The organism is Bacillus sp. AR4-2 (assembly GCF_008274865.1).
In the GTDB taxonomy this organism is placed as follows: domain Bacteria; phylum Bacillota; class Bacilli; order Bacillales; family Bacillaceae_G; genus Bacillus_A; species Bacillus_A cereus.
In genome coordinates, this window is sequence record NZ_CP031062.1 from 2,121,865 (window position 1) to 2,142,288 (window position 20,424).

The window sequence follows — 20,424 nt, forward strand, 5'->3', positions numbered from 1 at the left end:
GGGGGAATTTAGAATGGCTTGGGTTGTGAAAAAGCAGTCAACACAAGAGGAGCTTGCGAATCGATTCCGAGCTTTAGTAGAAGCAAATGAAATTTTGCAAATTCCAGGTGCTCATGATGCAATGGCAGCTCTTGTTGCGAAAAATACAGGTTTTTCAGCTCTTTATTTATCAGGAGCTGCTTATACTGCAAGTAAAGGCTTACCAGATTTAGGTATCGTGACGTCTACTGAAGTGGCTGAGAGAGCAAGAGATTTAGTAAGAGCTACAGACTTACCTGTTCTTGTTGACATTGATACAGGATTTGGTGGTGTACTAAATGTGGCGAGAACAGCTGTAGAAATGGTGGAAGCGAAAGTAGCAGCTGTCCAAATTGAAGATCAGCAATTACCAAAAAAATGTGGACATTTAAATGGTAAGAAACTTGTTACTACAGAAGAATTGGTTCAAAAAATTAAAGCGATTAAAGAAGTTGCACCGAGCTTATACATTGTAGCACGTACTGATGCTCGTGGCGTTGAAGGATTAGATGAAGCAATTGAAAGAGCAAATGCATATGTAAAAGCAGGTGCAGACGCAATTTTCCCTGAAGCGCTTCAATCAGAGGAAGAATTCCGTCTATTTAATAGTAAGGTAAATGCACCTTTGCTTGCGAATATGACTGAATTCGGAAAAACTCCATATTATAGTGCAGAGGAATTTGCGAATATGGGTTTCCAAATGGTTATTTATCCTGTAACTTCACTTCGCGTTGCAGCGAAAGCGTATGAAAATGTGTTTGCTTTAATTAAAGAAACAGGTTCTCAAAAAGATGCACTTTCTAATATGCAAACGAGAAGTGAATTATACGAAACAATTTCATATCATGACTTTGAAGAGTTAGATACTGGTATTGCAAAAACAGTATTATCAGAAGATCAATAGATAAAGCAGCGAAGGCGATGAAAATACATCTTTGGCAAAATAAAATGCTTGATGTGAAAAATCATCGCCTTCTATTTTCAAAAAAGATATTCCACTCATCGTAGACGAGCATAAGCAAAAAGCTATGAAAGCCGAATGATAGGGGGATACATATGGAGAAAACGAAGTTACCATGGGATGAATTTTTTTCACTTAATAAAGATATAAATCATACTTACTTTACACCAGAAGATTTTTCAGGTGATGAAGATTTAATCGCAAAAACGACAGAACAATTCGTTAAACAAGAAATTGTTCCACAAATGGAGAATATTGAACAACATAACTATAAAGTTTCTCGTCAATTATTTGAGAAAGCTGGGGAACTTGGATTATTAGGCATTGAGGTACCAGAAGATTATGGCGGGTTCGAGTTAGGAAAGGCTGTCTCAGGTCTTGTAGCAGAGAAAATGGGTTACGCTGGTGCGTTTAGCGTTTCTTTTAATATACACGCTGGTGTCGGTACATTGCCTTACATATATTATGGAACGAAAGAGCAAAAAGAAAAATATTTACCGAAAATCGCATCGGGAGAATGGATTGGGGCTTATGCTTTAACAGAGCCAAATGCTGGTTCGGATGCATTAAGTGCAAAAACAAGCGCCGTATTGAATGAAGAGGGAACAGCTTGGAAGTTAAATGGTGAGAAGCAATGGATTACAAATGCTCATATGGCAGATGTATACGTTGTTTTTGCGAAGACAAATAAAGGAATGACAGCGTTTATTGTCGAAAGAACATGTGAAGGTATATCTATTGGATTAGAAGAAAAGAAAATGGGGATTAAAGGTTCTTCAACAGCGACTCTTATTTTAGAAGATGTTGTCATCCCTGCTGAAAATGTTTTAGGGGAAGTTGGGAAAGGGCATCACGTAGCCCTTAATATTCTTAACTTTGCTAGACTTAAACTTGCTTTTGGAAATATTGGAACAGCAAAACAAGCAATTGGTTTGTCGGTTCAATATGGAAAAGAGCGAAAACAGTTCCAAACGGAATTAGTAGACTTTACGATGATTCAAGAGAAAATTGCAAATATGATCATTGCTACATATGGAGCCGAAAGTGCAGCTTATCGTACGGCAGGTGTAATCGATGAAGCAATTCATGAGAGCGATGAAGATCTTATGAAGAAAATGTCCCAATTTGCAATTGAATGTGCACTAAATAAAGTAAATGCTTCTGAAACACTTGCTTATATCGTAGATGAAGCTGTACAAATTCATGGTGGTTACGGTTATATGCAAGAGTATGAGGTAGAACGATTATATCGTGATGCTAGAATTAGTCGTATTTTTGAAGGAACGAACGAAATTAATAGATTAACAGTTGCTAAAATGCTAATGAAGCAAATCGAACAATTAGAAGATACTGAAGTAGAAAGTGATGTAGCAAATGTAGAAAGAAACCATCGTTACATTTTATTAGCGAAAAAATTGTTGAAACAATCTTTGAAAACGCTCTCTAAAACTCCAGGCCTAAAAATTGACCAAGAACAAGAATATTCACGTGTAATTTCAAATATGTTGACGGACGTGTACGTCATGGAATCAGCATTTTTACGTACGAGAAAAGCGGTACGTAAAAATGGTGAGGAAAAAGAACGTACGAAGCAATTAATAACGGATGTTATTTGTGAAGAAGGATACCGTAAAGTAGAAGAAGCGACGATTTCTGTACTTTCAGCAGCTGTCACAGAAGAACAAGATAGACATGTGATTTTAGCTGAAATCCGTCAATTATTAGTGCCTTTATACACGAACGTATTTACGAAGAAGAGAGAAATTGCGAAAGCTATTATAAATCGCGGGAAATATATTGTGTAAATAGGAGGAAAGCGATATGAAAAAGATTGGTTTTATCGGTTTAGGTAACATGGGCCTTCCAATGTCAAAAAATCTAGTTAAATCAGGTTACACAGTATATGGCGTGGACTTAAATAAAGAGGCGGAAGCGTCCTTTGAAAAAGAAGGCGGAATTATCGGTCTATCAATCTCAAAACTAGCAGAAACATGTGATGTAGTTTTTACAAGTTTACCTTCACCTCGCGCTGTTGAAGCGGTATATTTTGGAGCAGAAGGATTATTTGAAAATGGTCACTCGAATGTAGTTTTCATTGATACAAGTACGGTATCGCCGCAGTTAAATAAACAGTTAGAGGAAGCTGCAAAGGAAAAGAAAGTAGACTTTTTAGCAGCACCTGTGAGCGGTGGTGTAATCGGAGCCGAAAACCGTACATTAACGTTTATGGTTGGTGGATCAAAAGACGTATATGAGAAAACGGAATCTATCATGGGCGTACTAGGCGCGAACATTTTCCACGTTAGTGAGCAGATTGATAGTGGTACAACTGTTAAGTTAATTAATAACTTATTAATTGGTTTTTATACAGCTGGTGTGAGTGAAGCTTTAACATTAGCGAAAAAGAACAATATGGATTTAGATAAAATGTTTGATATTTTAAATGTAAGTTACGGTCAAAGTAGAATTTATGAACGTAATTATAAAAGTTTTATAGCACCTGAAAACTACGAGCCAGGATTTACTGTGAACTTATTGAAGAAAGATTTAGGATTTGCAGTTGACTTAGCTAAGGAAAGCGAACTCCATTTACCGGTAAGCGAAATGTTATTAAACGTATATGACGAAGCGAGTCAAGCTGGATATGGTGAAAATGATATGGCTGCTTTATATAAGAAAGTTAGCGAGCAATTAATTTCTAATCAAAAATAAATTATACAAAGGAGAGAATACAATGATTACAACTGAAATTAAACGAGTAAAAAATCACATTAACGGTGAGTGGGTTGAATCGACAGGTACGGAAGTAGAAGCAGTTCCAAATCCAGCGACTGGAAAAATTATCGCTTACGTTCCACTATCTCCAAAAGAAGATGTTGAAAAAGCTGTTGAAGCGGCAAAAGCAGCATTCGAAACATGGTCTAAAGTACCAGTTCCAAATCGTTCAAGAAATTTATATAAATATTTACAGCTATTACAAGAAAACAAAGATGAGCTTGCAAAAATCATTACGCTAGAAAATGGTAAGACGCTAACGGATGCAACAGGTGAAGTACAGCGTGGTATTGAAGCGGTAGAACTTGCAACATCTACGCCAAATTTAATGATGGGTCAAGCACTTCCGAATATCGCTAGCGGAATTGATGGATCGATTTGGCGCTACCCAATCGGAGTTGTTGCTGGTATTACACCGTTTAACTTCCCGATGATGATTCCGTTATGGATGTTCCCACTTGCAATTGCTTGCGGTAATACATTCGTATTAAAAACATCTGAAAGAACGCCACTTTTAGCGGAGCGACTTGTAGAATTATTCTATGAAGCAGGTTTCCCAAAAGGCGTATTAAATTTAGTGCAAGGCGGAAAAGATGTTGTAAATAGCATTTTAGAAAATAAAGATATTCAGGCTGTTTCGTTCGTTGGCTCTGAGCCGGTAGCTCGTTACGTATATGAAACAGGTACGAAACACGGAAAACGTGTACAAGCGTTAGCAGGTGCGAAAAACCATGCGATTGTAATGCCAGATTGCAATCTTGAGAAAACAGTACAAGGTGTAATTGGATCTGCATTTGCAAGTAGTGGAGAGCGCTGCATGGCATGCTCAGTAGTAGCAGTAGTGGATGAAATTGCTGATGAATTTATTGATGTATTAGTAGCAGAAACGAAAAAATTAAAAGTAGGCGATGGCTTTAACGAAGATAACTATGTTGGACCATTAATCCGTGAATCTCATAAAGAGCGCGTTTTAGGCTATATTAATAGCGGTGTAGCAGATGGGGCAACTTTATTAGTAGATGGCCGTAAAATTAATGAAGAAGTTGGAGAAGGTTACTTTGTAGGTGCGACAATCTTTGATGGCGTGAATCAAGAAATGAAAATTTGGCAAGATGAAATTTTTGCTCCAGTATTAAGTATTGTACGTGTTAAAGATTTAGAAGAAGGTATTAAACTAACAAATCAATCTAAATTTGCAAATGGTGCGGTTATTTATACGTCAAATGGTAAACATGCACAAACATTCCGTGATAACATCGATGCTGGTATGATTGGTGTAAACGTAAACGTTCCAGCACCAATGGCATTCTTCGCATTTGCAGGAAATAAAGCTTCATTCTTTGGTGATTTAGGTACAAATGGTACAGATGGCGTTCAATTCTATACACGTAAAAAAGTTGTAACTGAGCGCTGGTTTTAATATAGAGTAAACAACCAAATCAGTTATTAGATGAAAACCACCACTATTAATAGTGGTGGTTTTCGTCTTGTTAATTATTTTTTTCAAAAGCTAGTTTAATACCAAATCCAATTAGGACGACTCCTGTTAGCCCTTGAATATAACGTTGCGTCTTCGGTTTTTTCATAAAAGCACTAATTTTATCAATTAAAAATATATAAAATGCAAACCAAATGACTGTTAAAACGAGGTAAGTAAGGCCCATTACAAGAAGTTGGATAAATGTATTATGATTTGGATTTAAAAATTGTGGTAAAAAAGTTAAAAAGAAGACTGCTACTTTAGGATTTAATAAATTTGTAAGAAATCCTTGGCGAAAGCAAGAAGTATGTTCGTTTTCATTATTCAAAGATAGATCATTTGTATCTAAGTTTTCTTTGTTTCTTACTGCTAAAAGGGCTTTAATACCGATATATATTAAATAGAGAGCCCCAACGTACTTGAAAATAGAAAATAAAAGAGCTGACTTTACAATAAGTGCAGAAAGACCAATTACAGCAGCTAAAGTATGAATTAATAGTGCAATACATGTACCAAACACTGTTTTCACTCCACCGACTTTACCAGCAACCAATGTATTTTTCGTAGCCATTGCTGTATCTGGACCAGGTAAAATGATGAGGCAAATAGACATAATGATGAAAAGAAGATAATTTTCTATCATAGCCGTCCCTCCTTTTTATTTTTAGAATATTTGATTAAAATCAGTGTAGCACAAAAATGGATTTAATAAAATTAAATTTTATTAAAAATAATTAAATAGAAAAGACTATATAGTAGCTGTAATTACACTACTATATAGCCTCGATTTTATACCGCTATTTGCGGGTAGTAAGATTTTCACCGCACAAGATTTAGCTGAAGAAAAGAAGTTAGGTGGGGGATGAACAAAACCTCCCCTCATGACAATTTCATTTTATGCATTAAGTAAGTTAAAGAAACGATTCACATCTTCTTCTGAAACGTCACTTAACTGTTTATATTTATAATTCGGATTTTGATCTTTATCAACGACAACGGAGCGTACTCCCTCGAAGAAATCTTCATGTCTCATGAAATTTTTAGCAAGTATAAGGTCCGTAGCGAAACATTCTTCAACGGATTTATCTTTTCCATCAATAAACTGTTTTAATGTTACTTTTAGTGAAATAGGGGATTTTGATAACAGTGTTTCTTTCGTTTTTAGAGCAAAGGAACTTTCATCTTTCTCCAATGAATGGATGATTTCTTCAATTGTATCGAAAGCAAAATGTGAATTGATTACTTCTAATGAAGGAGCAAGCTCGCTTTCTAAGTTTGGAGCAGTTGCAAATGTACGAATAACTTCTTTTAAATTAGTATGTACATCATCTTCTTTATGCCAATTTACACTTTCAAGTTCAGTAAGAAACTCTGGTAATGAATCAGATGTCATAAAGTAATCAGCAGCATTAATAAATAATACGTCAGAAGCTTTTAAAATAGATGCTGTTAAAGCAACGAATCGTCCTGTATATCCAGGCGCTTTATTTAAGAAATATGCAGCTCCGACGTCTGGGAAGAAGCCGATATTCATCTCTGGCATTGCCCATTTCGTACGCTCAGTTACAATGCGATACTTCGCACCATTTGTAAGACCGACACCACCGCCCATTACAATTCCATCTAAACAAGCAATAATCGGTTTTGTATATTGATAAATATATGTATCAATTTCATACTCTTCTTCAAAAAAACGTTCTGCATGTTGCAATGCCACTTCATTGGAACGCGCTTCATAAAGAGTTTTAATGTCGCCGCCTGCACAAAAACCTTTTGTGCCAGCTCCTTTTAACACGATAAGTGCAATACGCTCATCGTGTTCCCACTCTTTAAGTTTTTGTCCGATAGGTTGTAACATGTCATAAGATAAAGAATTAAGTGCTTTTGGACGGTTTAAAGTAATTGTCGCAACGCCGTTTTCACTAACAGAAAATAAAACTTGTTCAGTCATAATGCATCCTCCCTTACATATCTTCTTATTCTTAATTCTTGATATGTACTGAAATGTCCTTTATAAATTTTGTCAAAAGTTGACGGTAAATATTAATTTGGTCACTGCATATTTTGACGAGTTATCTTTGCAGGATTTCAGAGACTGAGGGGGAATATTACAACATTACTGTAAGTGTAATTATTTGAAGTTATAATGATAAAAGCGCTATTATATAGGTGTGAAATGTTCATTATCAATTCTAAAAGTGTGTTTGAAGAAAAAAGAAATCGTACAATTGTAATAAAAAATTTTACACTGAATTAGAAATAGAGAAAGGAGAAATCGGAATGCCAGGACCTTTACTATTGTCGGTTATTATTTTGTCTTTTTTAATGATAGGAATAACGCAGTATTTTCATCATACAGATACGACAGAAGAAGTGAAGGATAAAGTACGTCTCGTATTTCCGATTTTTATAATATCTATTTCATTCTGTATTTTATTAAATAAAGATGGCTACATTGTCGCAGTGTTCTCATTTTTCGTCGCAATCGTCTTAATTACCGTTTTATATTATGTAATGAAAGACTTTATACAAAAATAAAGATGTCACAATAGGCATTTTTATTTTGGGGAAAATGTAAAATTTCACATACCGTATTTTATATAAAATACATAAAGCATATAACAATAGAAAAGTGTGTACTTTGCTGTGTATGTACTTGTCAATCTTGCATAGCCACTATACTATTAAAATGTAGAGATTATAAAAAGGGGTTGTATCTATCATGAAATTTGAGATGCACACAAAAATTATTTCAAATGAAAAAGAAGTAAGATTACATATTGAAGAAAATATATTTCAATTAATATTGGATGGTTATCACTTATTTACAGTTCAAGAAATATTGCCTTTATATAAATCAAATGAAGAAAGAATTGGAAGTGCAACGATATTGAAGCTAGAGTGGGAGAACGGAAAAACTACAATAAACTATCAACTCGTTTCACTAAAATCAGTAAATTAAAAGGAGTAGAAAAATATGAAGTTATTTCATACAGCGGATTGGCATTTAGGAAAGCTTGTTCATGGCGTGTATATGACTGAAGACCAAAAGATTGTATTAGATCAGTTTGTACAGGCTGTTGAAGAAGAAAAACCAGATGCTGTAATTATTGCAGGGGATTTATATGACCGAGCAATTCCACCTACAGAAGCAGTAGACTTATTAAATGATGTGCTGCAAAAAATAGTTATTGATTTACAAACACCAGTTATTGCAGTAGCTGGTAATCATGATAGTCCGGATCGTATCCATTTTGGAAGTAGTTTAATGAAAAAACAAGGATTACATATTGCAGGTCAATTTCAATTCCCGTACGAACCTGTTGTACTAAATGATGAATATGGAGAGGTTCACTTCCATCTAATACCGTATGCAGACCCAAGCATAGTTAGACACGTGTTGAAAAATGAAGACGTACGTTCTCATGATGATGCGATGCGCATTTTTATGAATGAGCTCTCTGAAAAGATGGATAAAGAAGCTAGACATGTATTTGTTGGACATGCATTTGTAACTTCTTCAGGAGAAGCGGAGGAGAATACAAGTGATGCAGAACGACCACTTTCAATTGGTGGTGCTGAATATGTAAATAGTCATTATTTTGATAAGTTTCATTACACAGCGCTTGGACATTTACATCAAGCGCATTTCGTACGTAATGAGACCATTAGATATTCAGGTTCACCACTTGCCTATTCAATTTCTGAAGAGAAACATAAAAAAGGTTATTACATTGTAGAACTGAATGAAACTGGTGAAGTAGCAATTGAAAAAAGGTTACTTTCACCACGTCGTAAAATGCGAACAGTAGAAGCGAAAATAGATGAATTATTACAGCACCCAGTAAGTGAAGATTACGTATTTGTAAAATTATTAGACGAAAACCCTGTCTTACAGCCAATGGAGAAAATACGATCTGTATATCCAAATGCAATGCACGTTGAAAGAGCGATGCAAAGGCGAGAACTCACAGATACAAATGAAGTAACGGTTTCAAGACATAAAACGGATGATTTATCTCTTTTAAAGGCTTTCTATAAAGAAATGAAAGGGTTAGATTTATCAGAAGAGAAAGAACGCCTATTTATAGATGTATTACAAACAGTGCAAGAACGGGAAGGTGAACGAGGATGAGACCGATTCAGCTTATTATGACAGCATTCGGGCCATATAAACAGAAAGAAGTAATCGATTTTGAAGATCTTGGAGAACATCGTATTTTCGCTATTTCTGGGAATACGGGAGCTGGAAAAACAACGATTTTTGATGCGATTTGTTATGTGTTATATGGTGAGGCTAGTGGAGAAGAACGTAGTGATACGAGCATGCTTCGAAGTCAATTTGCTGATGATAATGTTTATACAAGTGTTGAATTAACCTTTCAGTTAAAAGGGAAACGCTATGAAATAAAACGACAACTTGGACATAAAAAACAAGGGAATAAGACCATTACAGGACATGCAGTAGAATTATATGAAGTTATTGATGGAGAAAACGTTCCAGCCGTCGATCGTTTTCATGTAACAGACGTAAACAAAAAAGTGGAAGATTTAATTGGGTTAAGTAAACATCAATTTAGCCAAATTGTTATGTTACCCCAAGGGGAATTCCGAAAACTATTAACATCTGAGACGGAAAACAAAGAAGAGATTTTACGTCGTATTTTTAAAACGGATCGTTATAAATTAATGCGTGAGTTACTTGATCAAAAGAGAAAACAATGGAAAGATGTCTTGCAAGAAAAACAAAAAGAGAGAGAGCTCTATTTCCGTAATGTTTTTAAATTACCAATCCGTGATGGAGCATTATTAGAGACATTAGTGGCACAAGAACATGTAAATACGCATCAAGTAGTAGAAGCGTTAGAACAAGAAACAACCGTGTATAAAGCAGAGGTTGAGCAATTACAAGTAGAACAAGATGTTCAAACGAAGCAATTAAAGGATGCAGAAACACGTTTTCATGCAGCAAAATCTATAAATGAGAAATTTATAGATTTACAACAAAAGAATGAGAAATATAACACTTTACAAGAGAACCGTGCAGCAATTGAAAGGAAAGAAAAATCCTTTAAACGTGCGGAACAAGCAAAGCGCTTATTACCATTTGAACAATGGTATGAAGAAGCGATGGAAAATGAGCAGAAAGTTGAAAGTTTGTTAAAACAGATAATTGTCAAACAAGAACAGATAATGAACAGCTTTGAACTTGCTAAGGAGAAGTATGAAGTAGTAAAGAATAAAGAAGCTGAACGAGAAGAGGCTAAAAAACTTGTTCAAAGATTAGAAGAGTTACAAGCAATCATTGAATCATTAGCTGAGAGAAAGCTGAATTTACAAAATGCCGAAATTCAAATAGGGAAATTAAAAGAAAGTATGCAAAAGTTAGATCAACAACTAGAAGAGCATACAAACCAAAAACAGAGAATGTCTGATGAATTGCAGCAATTAGAACAAGCACTTGAGCAATATGTAGCTAAAGTAGAAGAACTAACGAATATGCGAGAAGATGCAAAAGTTTTAAAGCAAGCATATGATGTTTGGCAAGAAAAACAAAAATTCGAGCAAGAAAAAGAAGCGGCAACTAATAAAATGCAAGTGGCAGTTCGTGCATATGAAAACATGGAGCGCCGCTGGTTAAGTGAACAAGCTGGTATATTAGCTCTTCATTTACATGACGGTGAATCTTGTCCGGTATGTGGTAGTACGAATCATCCGCAAAAAGCTACAGAGCAAAGTAATGCGATCGATGAAAAAGAGTTAAACAATTTAAGAGATAAGAAGAACATTGCTGAAAAATTACATGTGCAAGTAGAGGAGAAATGGAATTTCTATCGACTACAATATGAACAAGTGATAGAAGAAGTTGTGAAGCGCGGCTACAATTCGGAAAAATTAGCTGAAACATATAGTGCACTTGTTCAAAAAGGAAAACAATTAGCTGCAGACGTGAATACGTTAAAAGCAAGTGAAGAAACACGTAAGCAGATTGCTGCGAACATGAAAAGCGTAGAAGAAAAAATAGAAGAACTTCAGAAACAAAAACGAGAAGTGGAAACAATGCAGCACCGTACAGAAATGGAGTGTATGCAACTTCGTACGTCATATGAACATGATAAACGAAATATTCCAGAAAACTTACAAACAGTACAAGCTTGGAAAGCACAGTTTGACCAAGCTATGCAGGAACTTAGGTTAATGGAGGACGAATGGAAGAAAGTGCAGGAAGCGTATCAGCATTGGCAAAATGAAAATATACGTATTCAAGCTGAACAAAAAGGTGCTTCTAATCAATTTGAAAATGCAAAATTAAAGAAAGAAGAGACTTTCGCACGCTTTATGAAAGAGCTAGAAGAAAGTGGGTTTACAGATCAATTCACGTATAAAGAAGCCAAATTAAGCGATGCTGAGATGGAGATGTTACAAAAAGAAATTCAAGGTTATTATTCATCGCTTGAAGTACTTGCAAAACAAATTGAAGAGTTAAACTCAGAATTAAAAGATAAAGAGTATATGGATATTACATCTTTAGGTGAACACATAAAAAATCTAGAAATTAATCTTGATATAATTAAAGAAAAACGTCAACGTGCGCAAAATGCGGTAACATATATTTCTGATTTACATGAAAACATTAGACGTATTGACGAACAAATTCACGAGGAAGAAAAAGCCTTCCAAGAACTTGTTGATTTATATGAAGTAATGAAAGGTGATAACGAAAGTCGTATATCATTTGAACGTTACATCTTAATTGAGTATTTAGAACAAATCGTTCAAATCGCAAACGAACGACTACGTAAATTATCAAATGGACAATTTTATTTAAAACGAAGTGAGCGAGTTGAAAAAAGAAACCGTCAAAGTGGATTAGGTTTAGATGTGTACGATGCATACACTGGTCAAACACGCGATGTAAAAACACTATCCGGCGGAGAGAAATTTAACGCATCACTTTGCTTAGCTCTAGGAATGGCAGATGTCATTCAAGCATATGAAGGTGGTATTTCCATCGAAACGATGTTCATCGATGAAGGGTTCGGTTCATTAGATGAAGAATCATTAACGAAAGCGGTAGACGCCTTAATTGACTTACAAAAATCAGGACGATTTATCGGTGTCATTTCACACGTTCAAGAGCTGAAAAACGCAATGCCAGCTGTATTAGAAGTAACGAAGCAGAAGGATGGGTGTAGTCAGACGCGGTTTGTGGTGAAGTAAGCTTAAAAAATGGAGTAGGGAATCTACCGATACTTTTAGTGTCATATGTATGAATAATAAAACGTCGTCTCTTCATATTGGAGGCGACGTTTTATTTTATAAAATATCTATGAATTATCTGTAGAAGGCGGCGTATTCTCCAAACGATTATAAGCTTTAAAAGCTGAAATTGCTGAGATAACCCCGCCTACTAAAAATAAAGTCGATCCTCCAACTAAGATGATACGACTGACATATGTTTCCCGTGCTTCTTCGACTTCTTCTTGTAACGCTGTAGGCATATGAATCCTCCCTTTATAAAAGTTGTTTTATAAATAGTATATACAAACGCCTAAAATGTGTTAAAATAACTGATGATTTTATGCAGTGGGTAATTAGATGAGTAGGATGCGAGTGGCTAAGTAAATCTTCATCACAAATTTATGTGAACTTCACATAGAGCACATATTAACATTGTATTATGTATATGTACCAAATAAATAAATAAAGTAAATGTAAGTTCTGTTTTCAAAAATTTAAAATCCTTTTATTTCTATATGAAAGTTTTAATCAAGGGTTTTAAAAAATTTGGAAATAGATCTTATGAATATGGAATTCATATAAAAGGGGAATGTCTTATGACAACATATACGAGTGAAATGAGAAAAACTTTAGTTTCAGAAGAAGATGTAGATATTTTAAAAATTATGGCGCATCCAATCCGACTGCAAATTGTAAATGAATTAAGTACGAGAAAAACTTGTAATGTAACACAATTAACAGAGTTACTGAATATTCCGCAATCTACTGTTTCACAACATCTATCAAAAATGAAGGGTAAAGTGTTACGAGCAGAGAGAAGAGGTTTAGAAATTTATTATCATATTAACAATTTAAAAGCGAGTAAGATTGTTAATGTTTTAGGGTATATAAACTAGTGAAATATTTTTATATAAAATAGCCCCTGCTGTTGAGCAGGGGCTATTTTGTGTTGTTTTATGTATTTGTATTTAAAACTTTATAGTTTTTATGATTTACAATTGTTCGATCAAATTCAAAAGTACCACCGCTTACATTTGTAATTTCAACTAAGACCGATTCAGTATAAAGTTTTAATACAGATCCTGTAATCTTTAAATTATTTCGTTGAAAAAGTATAGTATCCCCTACGTTTGCTTTCATAGTACCTCCTCATTAAAGACAGAAATATTTTTTTATTATATATATTAAACCACGGATAGATATATTAGTGAATATTTAGTTTTATTTATTGGAAAAAAATTTGTTCTCTAATTGAAGAGTATAAAGTACTCCTGTGTTAAAAGTTATATTTTATTTAAGTTTATCCCGCTATTTGCTGGGCAGTAAGACCCCCGCCTCAAAATTCAGTGGAAGCAAAGAAGTTAGGCGAGGGCTGATTAAAGTTTCACTGTATTATAAGCAAAGTAAATTGTTTTCAGCATTAGCGAAACTAAATACTGCAGAGAAACAAATTATTCAAAAGACAGACACTATGTAGCACAAAACGTAAAGTAGATAAGTAAAGTTTTTTTCAGGAGTATAAGAAAAATATACGTTTATTAATAAGATCTCTAATTGGTAAAATTCCAATTAAAAACATAGAAAAACTTTAATATAAAAAGGTAATCAATTACAAATGTAGAAGTAATATATACGAAAGGAAAGATTTATATGTCTAAAGGGAAAAAACAAGTTAGTCAACTTAGTTTTCTGGTGAATTTTATGAACGACAAGGGGAGTCTTGTGAAAATTTAATAGTATTATAGTATCCCCTTGTGAAAAAATGGTTGGGGGAATATATAAATGATAACAGAAATGAATATTAAAGTAGTTTGTGAAGAATCGTTTTCAAAAAGAGAAATAAAAATTTTAGAGACGTTTCTTTCAACTTTATCGGGACATTCTAATGCTCTCGTTACAAAAGAGGGGATGTTTTTAAACCCATTAAGTAAAGAGAAGAGTGTGATTTATTATCACAACTTTGTATTTGTAAAATCACTTACAGAACAAATGTGTGCAGAATTAAAAGAAGTTTTAACAAGACGTATTAAAAATGCTTTCATTATGATGGAATTTGTAGAGCCAATTGTTACATTTGAAGAAACAATTATAAACGTATAAAGAAAGTCAGGCTTATGAATTGACCCAATAAAACCGTCTCTTTAATAAATAGTAAAGAGACGGTTTTATTGTTTCACTTTTTAAAAAGGGTTCAAAAACAAATGTAAATCGAGCTTATACAAAAACTACTTATTAAATAACTGTTACGTATTTAATAAGTAGTTTTTGTATTTCATCCTTCGTTTTTTGTAACTGATTCTACGTTTTTGACGCTCCGCCTTGTAAGTGCTTACATAAACGAAAACATCTTATACAATGAAGGTGTCAAATCAAAAGAGGTGACCAAAATGAACATAAAAAAAGTAAATTTAGCGAATAGCATTGAAATAGAAAGAGGAGGCGGAAAGGTATGAAAAAATCAACTGTTAATCCATGGCTTGTTGTCCTTGGCACAGTTATAGTACAAATGGGGCTTGGGACGATATATACATGGAGTTTATTCAATCAGCCTTTAGTTAGTAAATACGGTTGGAGTCTTAACGCTGTTGCGATAACTTTCTCAATTACTAGTCTTTCTTTAGCATTTTCAACTTTATTTGCGAGTAAATTGCAAGAAAAATGGGGACTTCGTAAACTTATTATGATAGCTGGATTAGCATTAGGACTAGGATTAATACTTAGCTCACAAGCATCCTCATTAATATTACTTTATGTACTAGCGGGAGTTGTTGTAGGTTATGCAGATGGTACAGCATATATCACTTCACTATCAAATTTAATAAAGTGGTTTCCAGAGCGTAAAGGTTTAATTGCTGGTATTTCTGTCTCTGCATATGGTTCAGGTAGCTTAATCTTTAAATACGTTAACGCACAGTTGATTGAATCAGTTGGTGTATCGCAAGCATTTATATACTGGGGTTTAATTGTTACAGCTATGATTGTAATTGGTGCTTGTTTAATCCATCAAGCTGCAGATCAAGGAGCAGTTCATGAAACAAAAACTAAGGAATACACAACGAAAGAAATGTTAGGCACAAAACAAGTATACTTATTATTTATCATGTTATTTACATCATGTATGAGTGGCTTATACTTAATTGGTATGGTAAAAGACATTGGTGTTCAACTTGTAGGACTTAGCGCAGCAACAGCAGCTAATGCGGTGGCTATGGTTGCAATCTTCAATACATTAGGTCGTATCATTTTAGGACCATTATCGGATAAAATTGGGCGTTTAAAAATCGTTACTGGTACTTTTGTTGTTATGGCGAGTTCAGTCTTAGTTCTAAGTTTTGTAGATTTAAATTATGGTATTTACTTCGTATGTGTAGCAAGTGTAGCGTTTTGCTTTGGTGGAAATATCACTATTTTCCCAGCTATTGTTGGTGATTTCTTCGGTATGAAAAACCATAGTAAGAACTACGGAATTGTGTATCAAGGATTTGGATTTGGGGCGCTTGCAGGTTCCTTTATCGGTGCACTTCTAGGTGGATTCAAACCAACGTTCATGGTGATCGGTGTATTATGTGTCGTGTCATTCATTATCGCAATTTTAATTCAAGCACCTAAACAGAAAAAAGAAAAAGAAGAAGAGTATCGCAGCGTAGCATAAGTATATAAATCTTCTATAACAATATGATTACGAAAAAGCATCCTATTCTATTAATTAGGATGCTTTTTTATGAGTTATTTTAACAAGGTTAAATTACTTTTGTGATTTTCATAGATGTAAAAGTGAGTGAAATGCCGATTTGGATTATATTGAAATATAATAAATCGATACATCGTATTCGAAATATATATTAAATCTTAAATGACAAAAAAGACATTCATTAGTATTTGTAAGATATATTTTCAGAAAAATATTGAGAAAATATATACTTGAGTTTTTCATAAAGCATTTTAAATGAACGTATCTCTAGTTTAGCTTCTTCAATTTTAAAAAGAGGACTTTGAATTTTATTTATAATATAAGTACTTTTAATGCGTTTACATATGATTTTATTAAGAAGCATTAAAATACTTTATCTGAAAAATAAAAAAAGATTGACAAGTTTATTGAGAAACATTATCATTTCGGTGTAAGATAGTAAATGAAAAACATTATCAATAAAATGGATTTTAAAGTAATGCGCACTTGACCAATTAGTTTAGTAAGTGTATTATTTTTTACGACACAACTGATAATGAAAATCAATATCATTTGTGTCACTTAATGAAATTAATGTTTATGTGAAAGGATAGAGAAAATGAACTTAGGGGAATTTGATGGGCAAACAGTTTTAGTAACAGGTGCAGCACAAGGCATAGGCAGTGTTGTTGCCAAAATGTTTTTAGAAAGAGGAGCCACAGTTATTGCGGTTGATCAAAATGAAGAGGGGTTAAATGTACTCTTAAATCAAAATGAATTAAATAAAACACGTATGAAAACGTTTCGTTTAGATGTGAGTAATAGCGCTGCTGTTGAAGACATGGTAAATCATATTGCAAATGAAATAGCGCCAATAGATATTTTAATAAATGTTGCAGGGGTTTTACGTATGGGACCAATTCATTCGTTAAGTGATGAAGATTGGAATAAAACATTCTCTGTAAATACTACAGGGGTTTTCAATATGTCCCGAGCGGTAAGTAAAAATATGATGTTAAGAAAATCAGGGGCAATTGTTACAGTCGGTTCAAATGCGGCAAATACGCCGAGAATGGAGATGGCTGCGTATGCTGCGTCAAAGGCTGCAACGACGATGTTTATGAAATGTTTAGGACTAGAGCTTGCGGCATACAATATACGCTGCAACTTAGTTTCTCCAGGTTCTACTGAAACTGAGATGCAAAGATTACTATGGGCTGATGAGAATGGAGCTAAAAATATAATTGCTGGTTCTCAAAATACATATAGACTCGGAATTCCATTACAAAAAATTGCACAACCTTCAGAAGTTGCTGAAGCCGTGTTATTTTTAGCCTCAGATAGAGCAAGTCATATTACAATGCACAATTTATGTGTCGATGGCGGTGCTACGTTAGGAGTTTAATAAAAATTCAGGAGGTTATTATATTATGAATGAACATATAGCTGTAAAGGAATTGTCAGAAAAACTTTTAGAAGATTATAAGACTGAATCTTCATTCTTTTTCGCTTCACCAACTCGAACTATATTAGCAGAAGGAGAGTTTACTACAGTAAAGCATCGTGAAATTGAAAATTTCCCAGAGCTTGTGCAAGCGACATTAAGTAATGCGAAACAAGCTGGAAATCCAAATCCTATCGTTGTGGGTGCTTTGCCATTTGATCGTAGAAAAGAAGTCCAACTTATCGTACCAGAATATAGTAGGATTTCTGAGCGTTTACAATTGGATACAACAAATCAGCTTGAAACAAATGAGAACGTAACATTTGAAATGACGCCAATGCCAGACCCTGAAGTTTATATGAATGGTGTGAAGCAAGGAATTAAAAAAATACAGGACGGTGATTTAAAGAAAATCGTTCTATCCAGATCGTTAGATGTTAAATCTTCCGAAAAGATTGATAAGCAAAAACTTCTGCGAGAATTAGCAGAACATAATAAGCATGGTTATACATTTGCTGTGAATTTACCGAAAGATGAAAAAGAGAACAGTAAGACGCTAATTGGAGCAAGTCCTGAATTACTTGTTTCACGTAATGGTATGCAAGTTATTTCTAATCCGTTAGCTGGTTCAAGGCCACGTAGTGAGGACCCAGTAGAAGATAAAAGAAGAGCAGAGGAATTACTTTCTTCTCCAAAAGATTTACATGAACATGCGGTAGTAGTTGAAGCGGTTGCCGCTGCACTTCGTCCGTATTGTCATACATTACATGTTCCAGAAAAGCCATCAGTTATTCATAGTGAAGCGATGTGGCATTTGTCTACAGAAGTGAAAGGTGAACTGAAGGATCCAAATACTTCTTCTTTACAATTAGCAATTGCCCTTCATCCTACGCCAGCAGTTTGCGGAACTCCGATGGAAAAAGCAAGAGAGGCTATACAGCATATTGAGCCATTTGACCGCGAGTTCTTTACAGGAATGCTAGGATGGAGCGATTTAAATGGAGATGGAGAATGGATTGTTACAATTCGTTGTGCTGAAGTACAAGAAAATACACTGCGTTTATATGCAGGAGCTGGAGTTGTTGCTGAGTCAAAACCAGAAGATGAGTTAGCAGAAACATCAGCTAAGTTCCAAACAATGCTAAAAGCTTTAGGGCTAAGAGATAGTTCACTTAATGAAAAATAGGGGGAAGAAAGAATGCTAGTAGGTTATACAGAATGGCCAAAAGAATTTGCCGATCGTTACCGAGAAGAAGGATGTTGGCTTGGTGAAACATTTGGAGGAGTGTTAAGAGAGCGGGCTGAGAAATATGGAGATCAAATCGCGGTTGTAAGTGGTAAGAAGCATATAACATATAGTGAACTTAATAAAAAGGTAGATCGTTTAGCAGCAGGTTTACTAAATTTAGGAATAAAGAAAGAGGACAGAGTTGTAATCCAGTTACCTAACATTATCGAGTTTTTCGAAATATGTTTTGCACTATTTCGAATTGGAGCGCTTCCTGTCTTTGCACTGCCGTCACATCGAAGCAGTGAAATTAGTTATTTTTGTGATTTTGGCGAGGCGAGCGCTTACGTTATTTCAGATAAGGCTCTCGGTTTTGATTATCGAAAACTAGCAAGAGAAGTGAAAGAGAAAGTGCCAACTTTACAACATGTAATTGTAGTGGGAGAAGAAGAAGAGTTTGTGAACATAAATGATCTGTATATGGATCCCGTCTCATTACCAGAAGTTCAGCCAAGTGATGTTGCGTTTCTCCAATTATCAGGAGGCACAACAGGTCTTTCTAAATTAATTCCTAGAACACATGATGACTATATTTATAGTTTACGTGTTAGCGCTGAAATTTGTAATTTGAATGCAGAAAGCGTCTATATGGCAGTTCTTCCAGTAGCACACAATTACCCAATGAGTTCTCCAGGGACATTTGGAACTTTCTATGCGGGTGGAAAAGTGGTATTGGCAACTGGTGGTAGTCCAGATGAGGCCTTTGCTCTTATTGAAAAAGAAAAAGTTACAATTACAGCGCTCGTTCCGCCATTAGCAATGATTTGGCTTGATGCTGCATCTTCTCGTAATGCCGATTTATCGAGCTTAGAGGTTATTCAAGTAGGTGGTGCTAAGTTTAGCGCTGAGGTTGCAAGACGTATACGCCCTACATTTGGATGTACGTTACAGCAAGTATTCGGTATGGCGGAAGGATTAGTGAACTATACAAGATTAGACGATCCGGAAGAAATTATTATTCATACACAAGGTAGACCAATGTCTGCACTCGATGAAGTACGAGTTGTTGATGAAAATGACAACGATGTACAACCGGGCGAAGTAGGTAGTTTATTAACACGAGGTCCATATACAATTCGTGGTTACTATAAAGCCGAAGAGCATAATGCACGATCATTTACAAAGGATGGGTTTTATCGCACAGGTGATCTTGTAAAAGTAAATGAACAAGGATACATCATTGTAGAAGGAAGAGATAAAGATCAAATTAACCGTGGTGGTGAGAAAGTTGCTGCGGAAGAAGTTGAAAATCATCTATTAGCACACGATGCGATCCATGACGTAGCAATCGTATCTATGCCTGACGATTATTTAGGTGAACGCACCTGTGCTTTTGTTATAGTTCGCGGACAAGTTCCGGCAGTAAGTGAATTAAAAATGTTTTTAAGAGAACGTGGTATAGCGGCTTATAAAATTCCAGATCGAATTGAATTTATTGAAGCATTCCCGCAAACAGGAGTCGGAAAAGTCAGCAAAAAAGAACTACGTAAAGTCATTGCTGAAAAGCTTATTACAGTAAAACAATAATAAAAATCGGAAGGAAGTG

Annotated in this window: 18 protein-coding genes; 14 read left to right on the forward strand and 4 right to left on the reverse strand. The window is 34.8% G+C overall.

Going from position 1 to position 20,424, the window contains the following annotated elements:
• Nucleotides 1-13: 13 nt before the first annotated feature.
• From prpB to DN399_RS11075, 4 genes are all read left to right on the forward strand, one after another.
• Nucleotides 14-922 carry a methylisocitrate lyase gene (gene prpB, locus DN399_RS11060; protein ID WP_000312639.1) on the forward strand — a complete coding sequence of 303 codons (909 nt, stop codon included), beginning with the start codon at nt 14-16 and terminating at the stop codon, nt 920-922.
• Between the two features lie 152 nt (nt 923-1,074).
• Nucleotides 1,075-2,784, forward strand: coding sequence for an acyl-CoA dehydrogenase family protein (locus DN399_RS11065; protein ID WP_149149551.1), 1,710 nt, complete (start codon nt 1,075-1,077; stop codon nt 2,782-2,784).
• Between the two features lie 16 nt (nt 2,785-2,800).
• On the forward strand, nt 2,801-3,691 hold the full coding sequence (locus tag DN399_RS11070) for an NAD(P)-dependent oxidoreductase (protein WP_000719409.1): 891 nt from the start codon (nt 2,801-2,803) through the stop codon (nt 3,689-3,691).
• Between the two features lie 22 nt (nt 3,692-3,713).
• A complete protein-coding gene (locus DN399_RS11075) occupies nt 3,714-5,174 on the forward strand; it encodes a CoA-acylating methylmalonate-semialdehyde dehydrogenase (protein ID WP_000633344.1) in 1,461 nt (486 codons plus the stop codon).
• Between the two features lie 70 nt (nt 5,175-5,244).
• Here DN399_RS11075 and DN399_RS11080 read toward each other — a convergent pair whose 3' ends face one another.
• Together DN399_RS11080 and DN399_RS11085 are read right to left on the reverse strand one after the other, a co-directional pair.
• The gene (locus tag DN399_RS11080) at nt 5,245-5,877 is read right to left on the reverse strand and encodes a LysE family translocator (protein WP_000572360.1); all 633 of its coding nucleotides are present in this window, start codon (nt 5,875-5,877) and stop codon (nt 5,245-5,247) included.
• 252 nt (nt 5,878-6,129) lie between these two features.
• Nucleotides 6,130-7,185, reverse strand: coding sequence for an enoyl-CoA hydratase/isomerase family protein (locus DN399_RS11085; RefSeq protein WP_000139776.1), 1,056 nt, complete (start codon nt 7,183-7,185; stop codon nt 6,130-6,132).
• Between the two features lie 329 nt (nt 7,186-7,514).
• Between DN399_RS11085 and DN399_RS11090 the strand changes: the two genes are divergently transcribed.
• The 4 genes from DN399_RS11090 to DN399_RS11105 all read left to right on the forward strand — a co-directional run bounded on the left by DN399_RS11090 (nt 7,515) and on the right by DN399_RS11105 (nt 12,455).
• Nucleotides 7,515-7,772, forward strand: a complete 258-nt coding sequence (locus DN399_RS11090) for a hypothetical protein (RefSeq protein WP_001119404.1) — start codon at nt 7,515-7,517, stop codon at nt 7,770-7,772.
• A 184-nt stretch (nt 7,773-7,956) separates the two neighbouring features.
• Entirely contained in the window at nt 7,957-8,196 is a 240-nt protein-coding gene (locus DN399_RS11095; protein WP_000667346.1) for a DUF2584 family protein, read from the forward strand.
• Nucleotides 8,197-8,211: 15 nt separating this feature from the next.
• Nucleotides 8,212-9,369: an exonuclease SbcCD subunit D gene (locus tag DN399_RS11100; protein WP_149149552.1), complete on the forward strand. Its 1,158-nt coding sequence runs from the start codon at nt 8,212-8,214 to the stop codon at nt 9,367-9,369.
• A complete protein-coding gene (locus DN399_RS11105; RefSeq protein WP_149149553.1) occupies nt 9,366-12,455 on the forward strand; it encodes an AAA family ATPase in 3,090 nt (1,029 codons plus the stop codon). The genes DN399_RS11100 and DN399_RS11105 overlap by 4 nt, the downstream gene beginning before the upstream one ends.
• Before the next feature lie 107 nt (nt 12,456-12,562).
• On the opposite strand, the gene DN399_RS28055 is transcribed toward DN399_RS11105, so the two are convergent.
• Entirely contained in the window at nt 12,563-12,736 is a 174-nt protein-coding gene (locus tag DN399_RS28055; RefSeq protein ID WP_001141668.1) for a hypothetical protein, read from the reverse strand.
• 336 nt (nt 12,737-13,072) lie between these two features.
• On the opposite strand from DN399_RS28055, the gene DN399_RS11110 reads away from it, so the two are divergent.
• Nucleotides 13,073-13,372, forward strand: coding sequence for an ArsR/SmtB family transcription factor (locus tag DN399_RS11110; RefSeq protein WP_000214801.1), 300 nt, complete (start codon nt 13,073-13,075; stop codon nt 13,370-13,372).
• 58 nt (nt 13,373-13,430) lie between these two features.
• Here DN399_RS11110 and DN399_RS11115 read toward each other — a convergent pair whose 3' ends face one another.
• Nucleotides 13,431-13,616 (reverse strand): YkvS family protein, encoded by a 186-nt coding sequence (locus DN399_RS11115; RefSeq protein ID WP_000646793.1) that lies wholly within the window; start codon nt 13,614-13,616, stop codon nt 13,431-13,433.
• Nucleotides 13,617-14,258: 642 nt separating this feature from the next.
• Between DN399_RS11115 and DN399_RS11125 the strand changes: the two genes are divergently transcribed.
• From DN399_RS11125 to DN399_RS11145, 5 genes are all read left to right on the forward strand, one after another.
• A complete protein-coding gene (locus DN399_RS11125) occupies nt 14,259-14,576 on the forward strand; it encodes a hypothetical protein (RefSeq protein ID WP_000627304.1) in 318 nt (105 codons plus the stop codon).
• A gap of 349 nt (nt 14,577-14,925) precedes the next feature.
• The gene (locus DN399_RS11130) at nt 14,926-16,128 is read left to right on the forward strand and encodes an L-lactate MFS transporter (protein ID WP_006918566.1); all 1,203 of its coding nucleotides are present in this window, start codon (nt 14,926-14,928) and stop codon (nt 16,126-16,128) included.
• A gap of 637 nt (nt 16,129-16,765) precedes the next feature.
• Nucleotides 16,766-17,551, forward strand: a complete 786-nt coding sequence (gene dhbA, locus DN399_RS11135; protein ID WP_001048437.1) for a 2,3-dihydro-2,3-dihydroxybenzoate dehydrogenase — start codon at nt 16,766-16,768, stop codon at nt 17,549-17,551.
• A gap of 25 nt (nt 17,552-17,576) precedes the next feature.
• The gene (gene dhbC, locus DN399_RS11140; protein WP_001002068.1) at nt 17,577-18,776 is read left to right on the forward strand and encodes an isochorismate synthase DhbC; all 1,200 of its coding nucleotides are present in this window, start codon (nt 17,577-17,579) and stop codon (nt 18,774-18,776) included.
• A gap of 12 nt (nt 18,777-18,788) precedes the next feature.
• Nucleotides 18,789-20,405 (forward strand): (2,3-dihydroxybenzoyl)adenylate synthase, encoded by a 1,617-nt coding sequence (locus tag DN399_RS11145; RefSeq protein ID WP_006918568.1) that lies wholly within the window; start codon nt 18,789-18,791, stop codon nt 20,403-20,405.
• Nucleotides 20,406-20,424: the final 19 nt, after the last annotated feature.

Coding starts and splice junctions, on each gene's coding strand:
- DN399_RS11110 (WP_000214801.1), top strand. CDS start 13,073: ATGACAACATATACGAGTGAAATGAGAAAAACTTTAGTTTCAGAAGAA.
- DN399_RS11070 (WP_000719409.1), top strand. CDS start 2,801: ATGAAAAAGATTGGTTTTATCGGTTTAGGTAACATGGGCCTTCCAATG.
- DN399_RS11100 (WP_149149552.1), top strand. CDS start 8,212: ATGAAGTTATTTCATACAGCGGATTGGCATTTAGGAAAGCTTGTTCAT.
- DN399_RS11130 (WP_006918566.1), top strand. CDS start 14,926: ATGAAAAAATCAACTGTTAATCCATGGCTTGTTGTCCTTGGCACAGTT.
- DN399_RS11090 (WP_001119404.1), top strand. CDS start 7,515: ATGCCAGGACCTTTACTATTGTCGGTTATTATTTTGTCTTTTTTAATG.
- dhbC (WP_001002068.1), top strand. CDS start 17,577: ATGAATGAACATATAGCTGTAAAGGAATTGTCAGAAAAACTTTTAGAA.
- DN399_RS11080 (WP_000572360.1), bottom strand. CDS start 5,877: ATGATAGAAAATTATCTTCTTTTCATCATTATGTCTATTTGCCTCATC.
- DN399_RS11115 (WP_000646793.1), bottom strand. CDS start 13,616: ATGAAAGCAAACGTAGGGGATACTATACTTTTTCAACGAAATAATTTA.
- DN399_RS11105 (WP_149149553.1), top strand. CDS start 9,366: ATGAGACCGATTCAGCTTATTATGACAGCATTCGGGCCATATAAACAG.
- dhbA (WP_001048437.1), top strand. CDS start 16,766: ATGAACTTAGGGGAATTTGATGGGCAAACAGTTTTAGTAACAGGTGCA.
- DN399_RS11095 (WP_000667346.1), top strand. CDS start 7,957: ATGAAATTTGAGATGCACACAAAAATTATTTCAAATGAAAAAGAAGTA.
- DN399_RS11125 (WP_000627304.1), top strand. CDS start 14,259: ATGATAACAGAAATGAATATTAAAGTAGTTTGTGAAGAATCGTTTTCA.
- DN399_RS11145 (WP_006918568.1), top strand. CDS start 18,789: ATGCTAGTAGGTTATACAGAATGGCCAAAAGAATTTGCCGATCGTTAC.
- DN399_RS11065 (WP_149149551.1), top strand. CDS start 1,075: ATGGAGAAAACGAAGTTACCATGGGATGAATTTTTTTCACTTAATAAA.
- DN399_RS28055 (WP_001141668.1), bottom strand. CDS start 12,736: ATGCCTACAGCGTTACAAGAAGAAGTCGAAGAAGCACGGGAAACATAT.
- DN399_RS11075 (WP_000633344.1), top strand. CDS start 3,714: ATGATTACAACTGAAATTAAACGAGTAAAAAATCACATTAACGGTGAG.
- prpB (WP_000312639.1), top strand. CDS start 14: ATGGCTTGGGTTGTGAAAAAGCAGTCAACACAAGAGGAGCTTGCGAAT.
- DN399_RS11085 (WP_000139776.1), bottom strand. CDS start 7,185: ATGACTGAACAAGTTTTATTTTCTGTTAGTGAAAACGGCGTTGCGACA.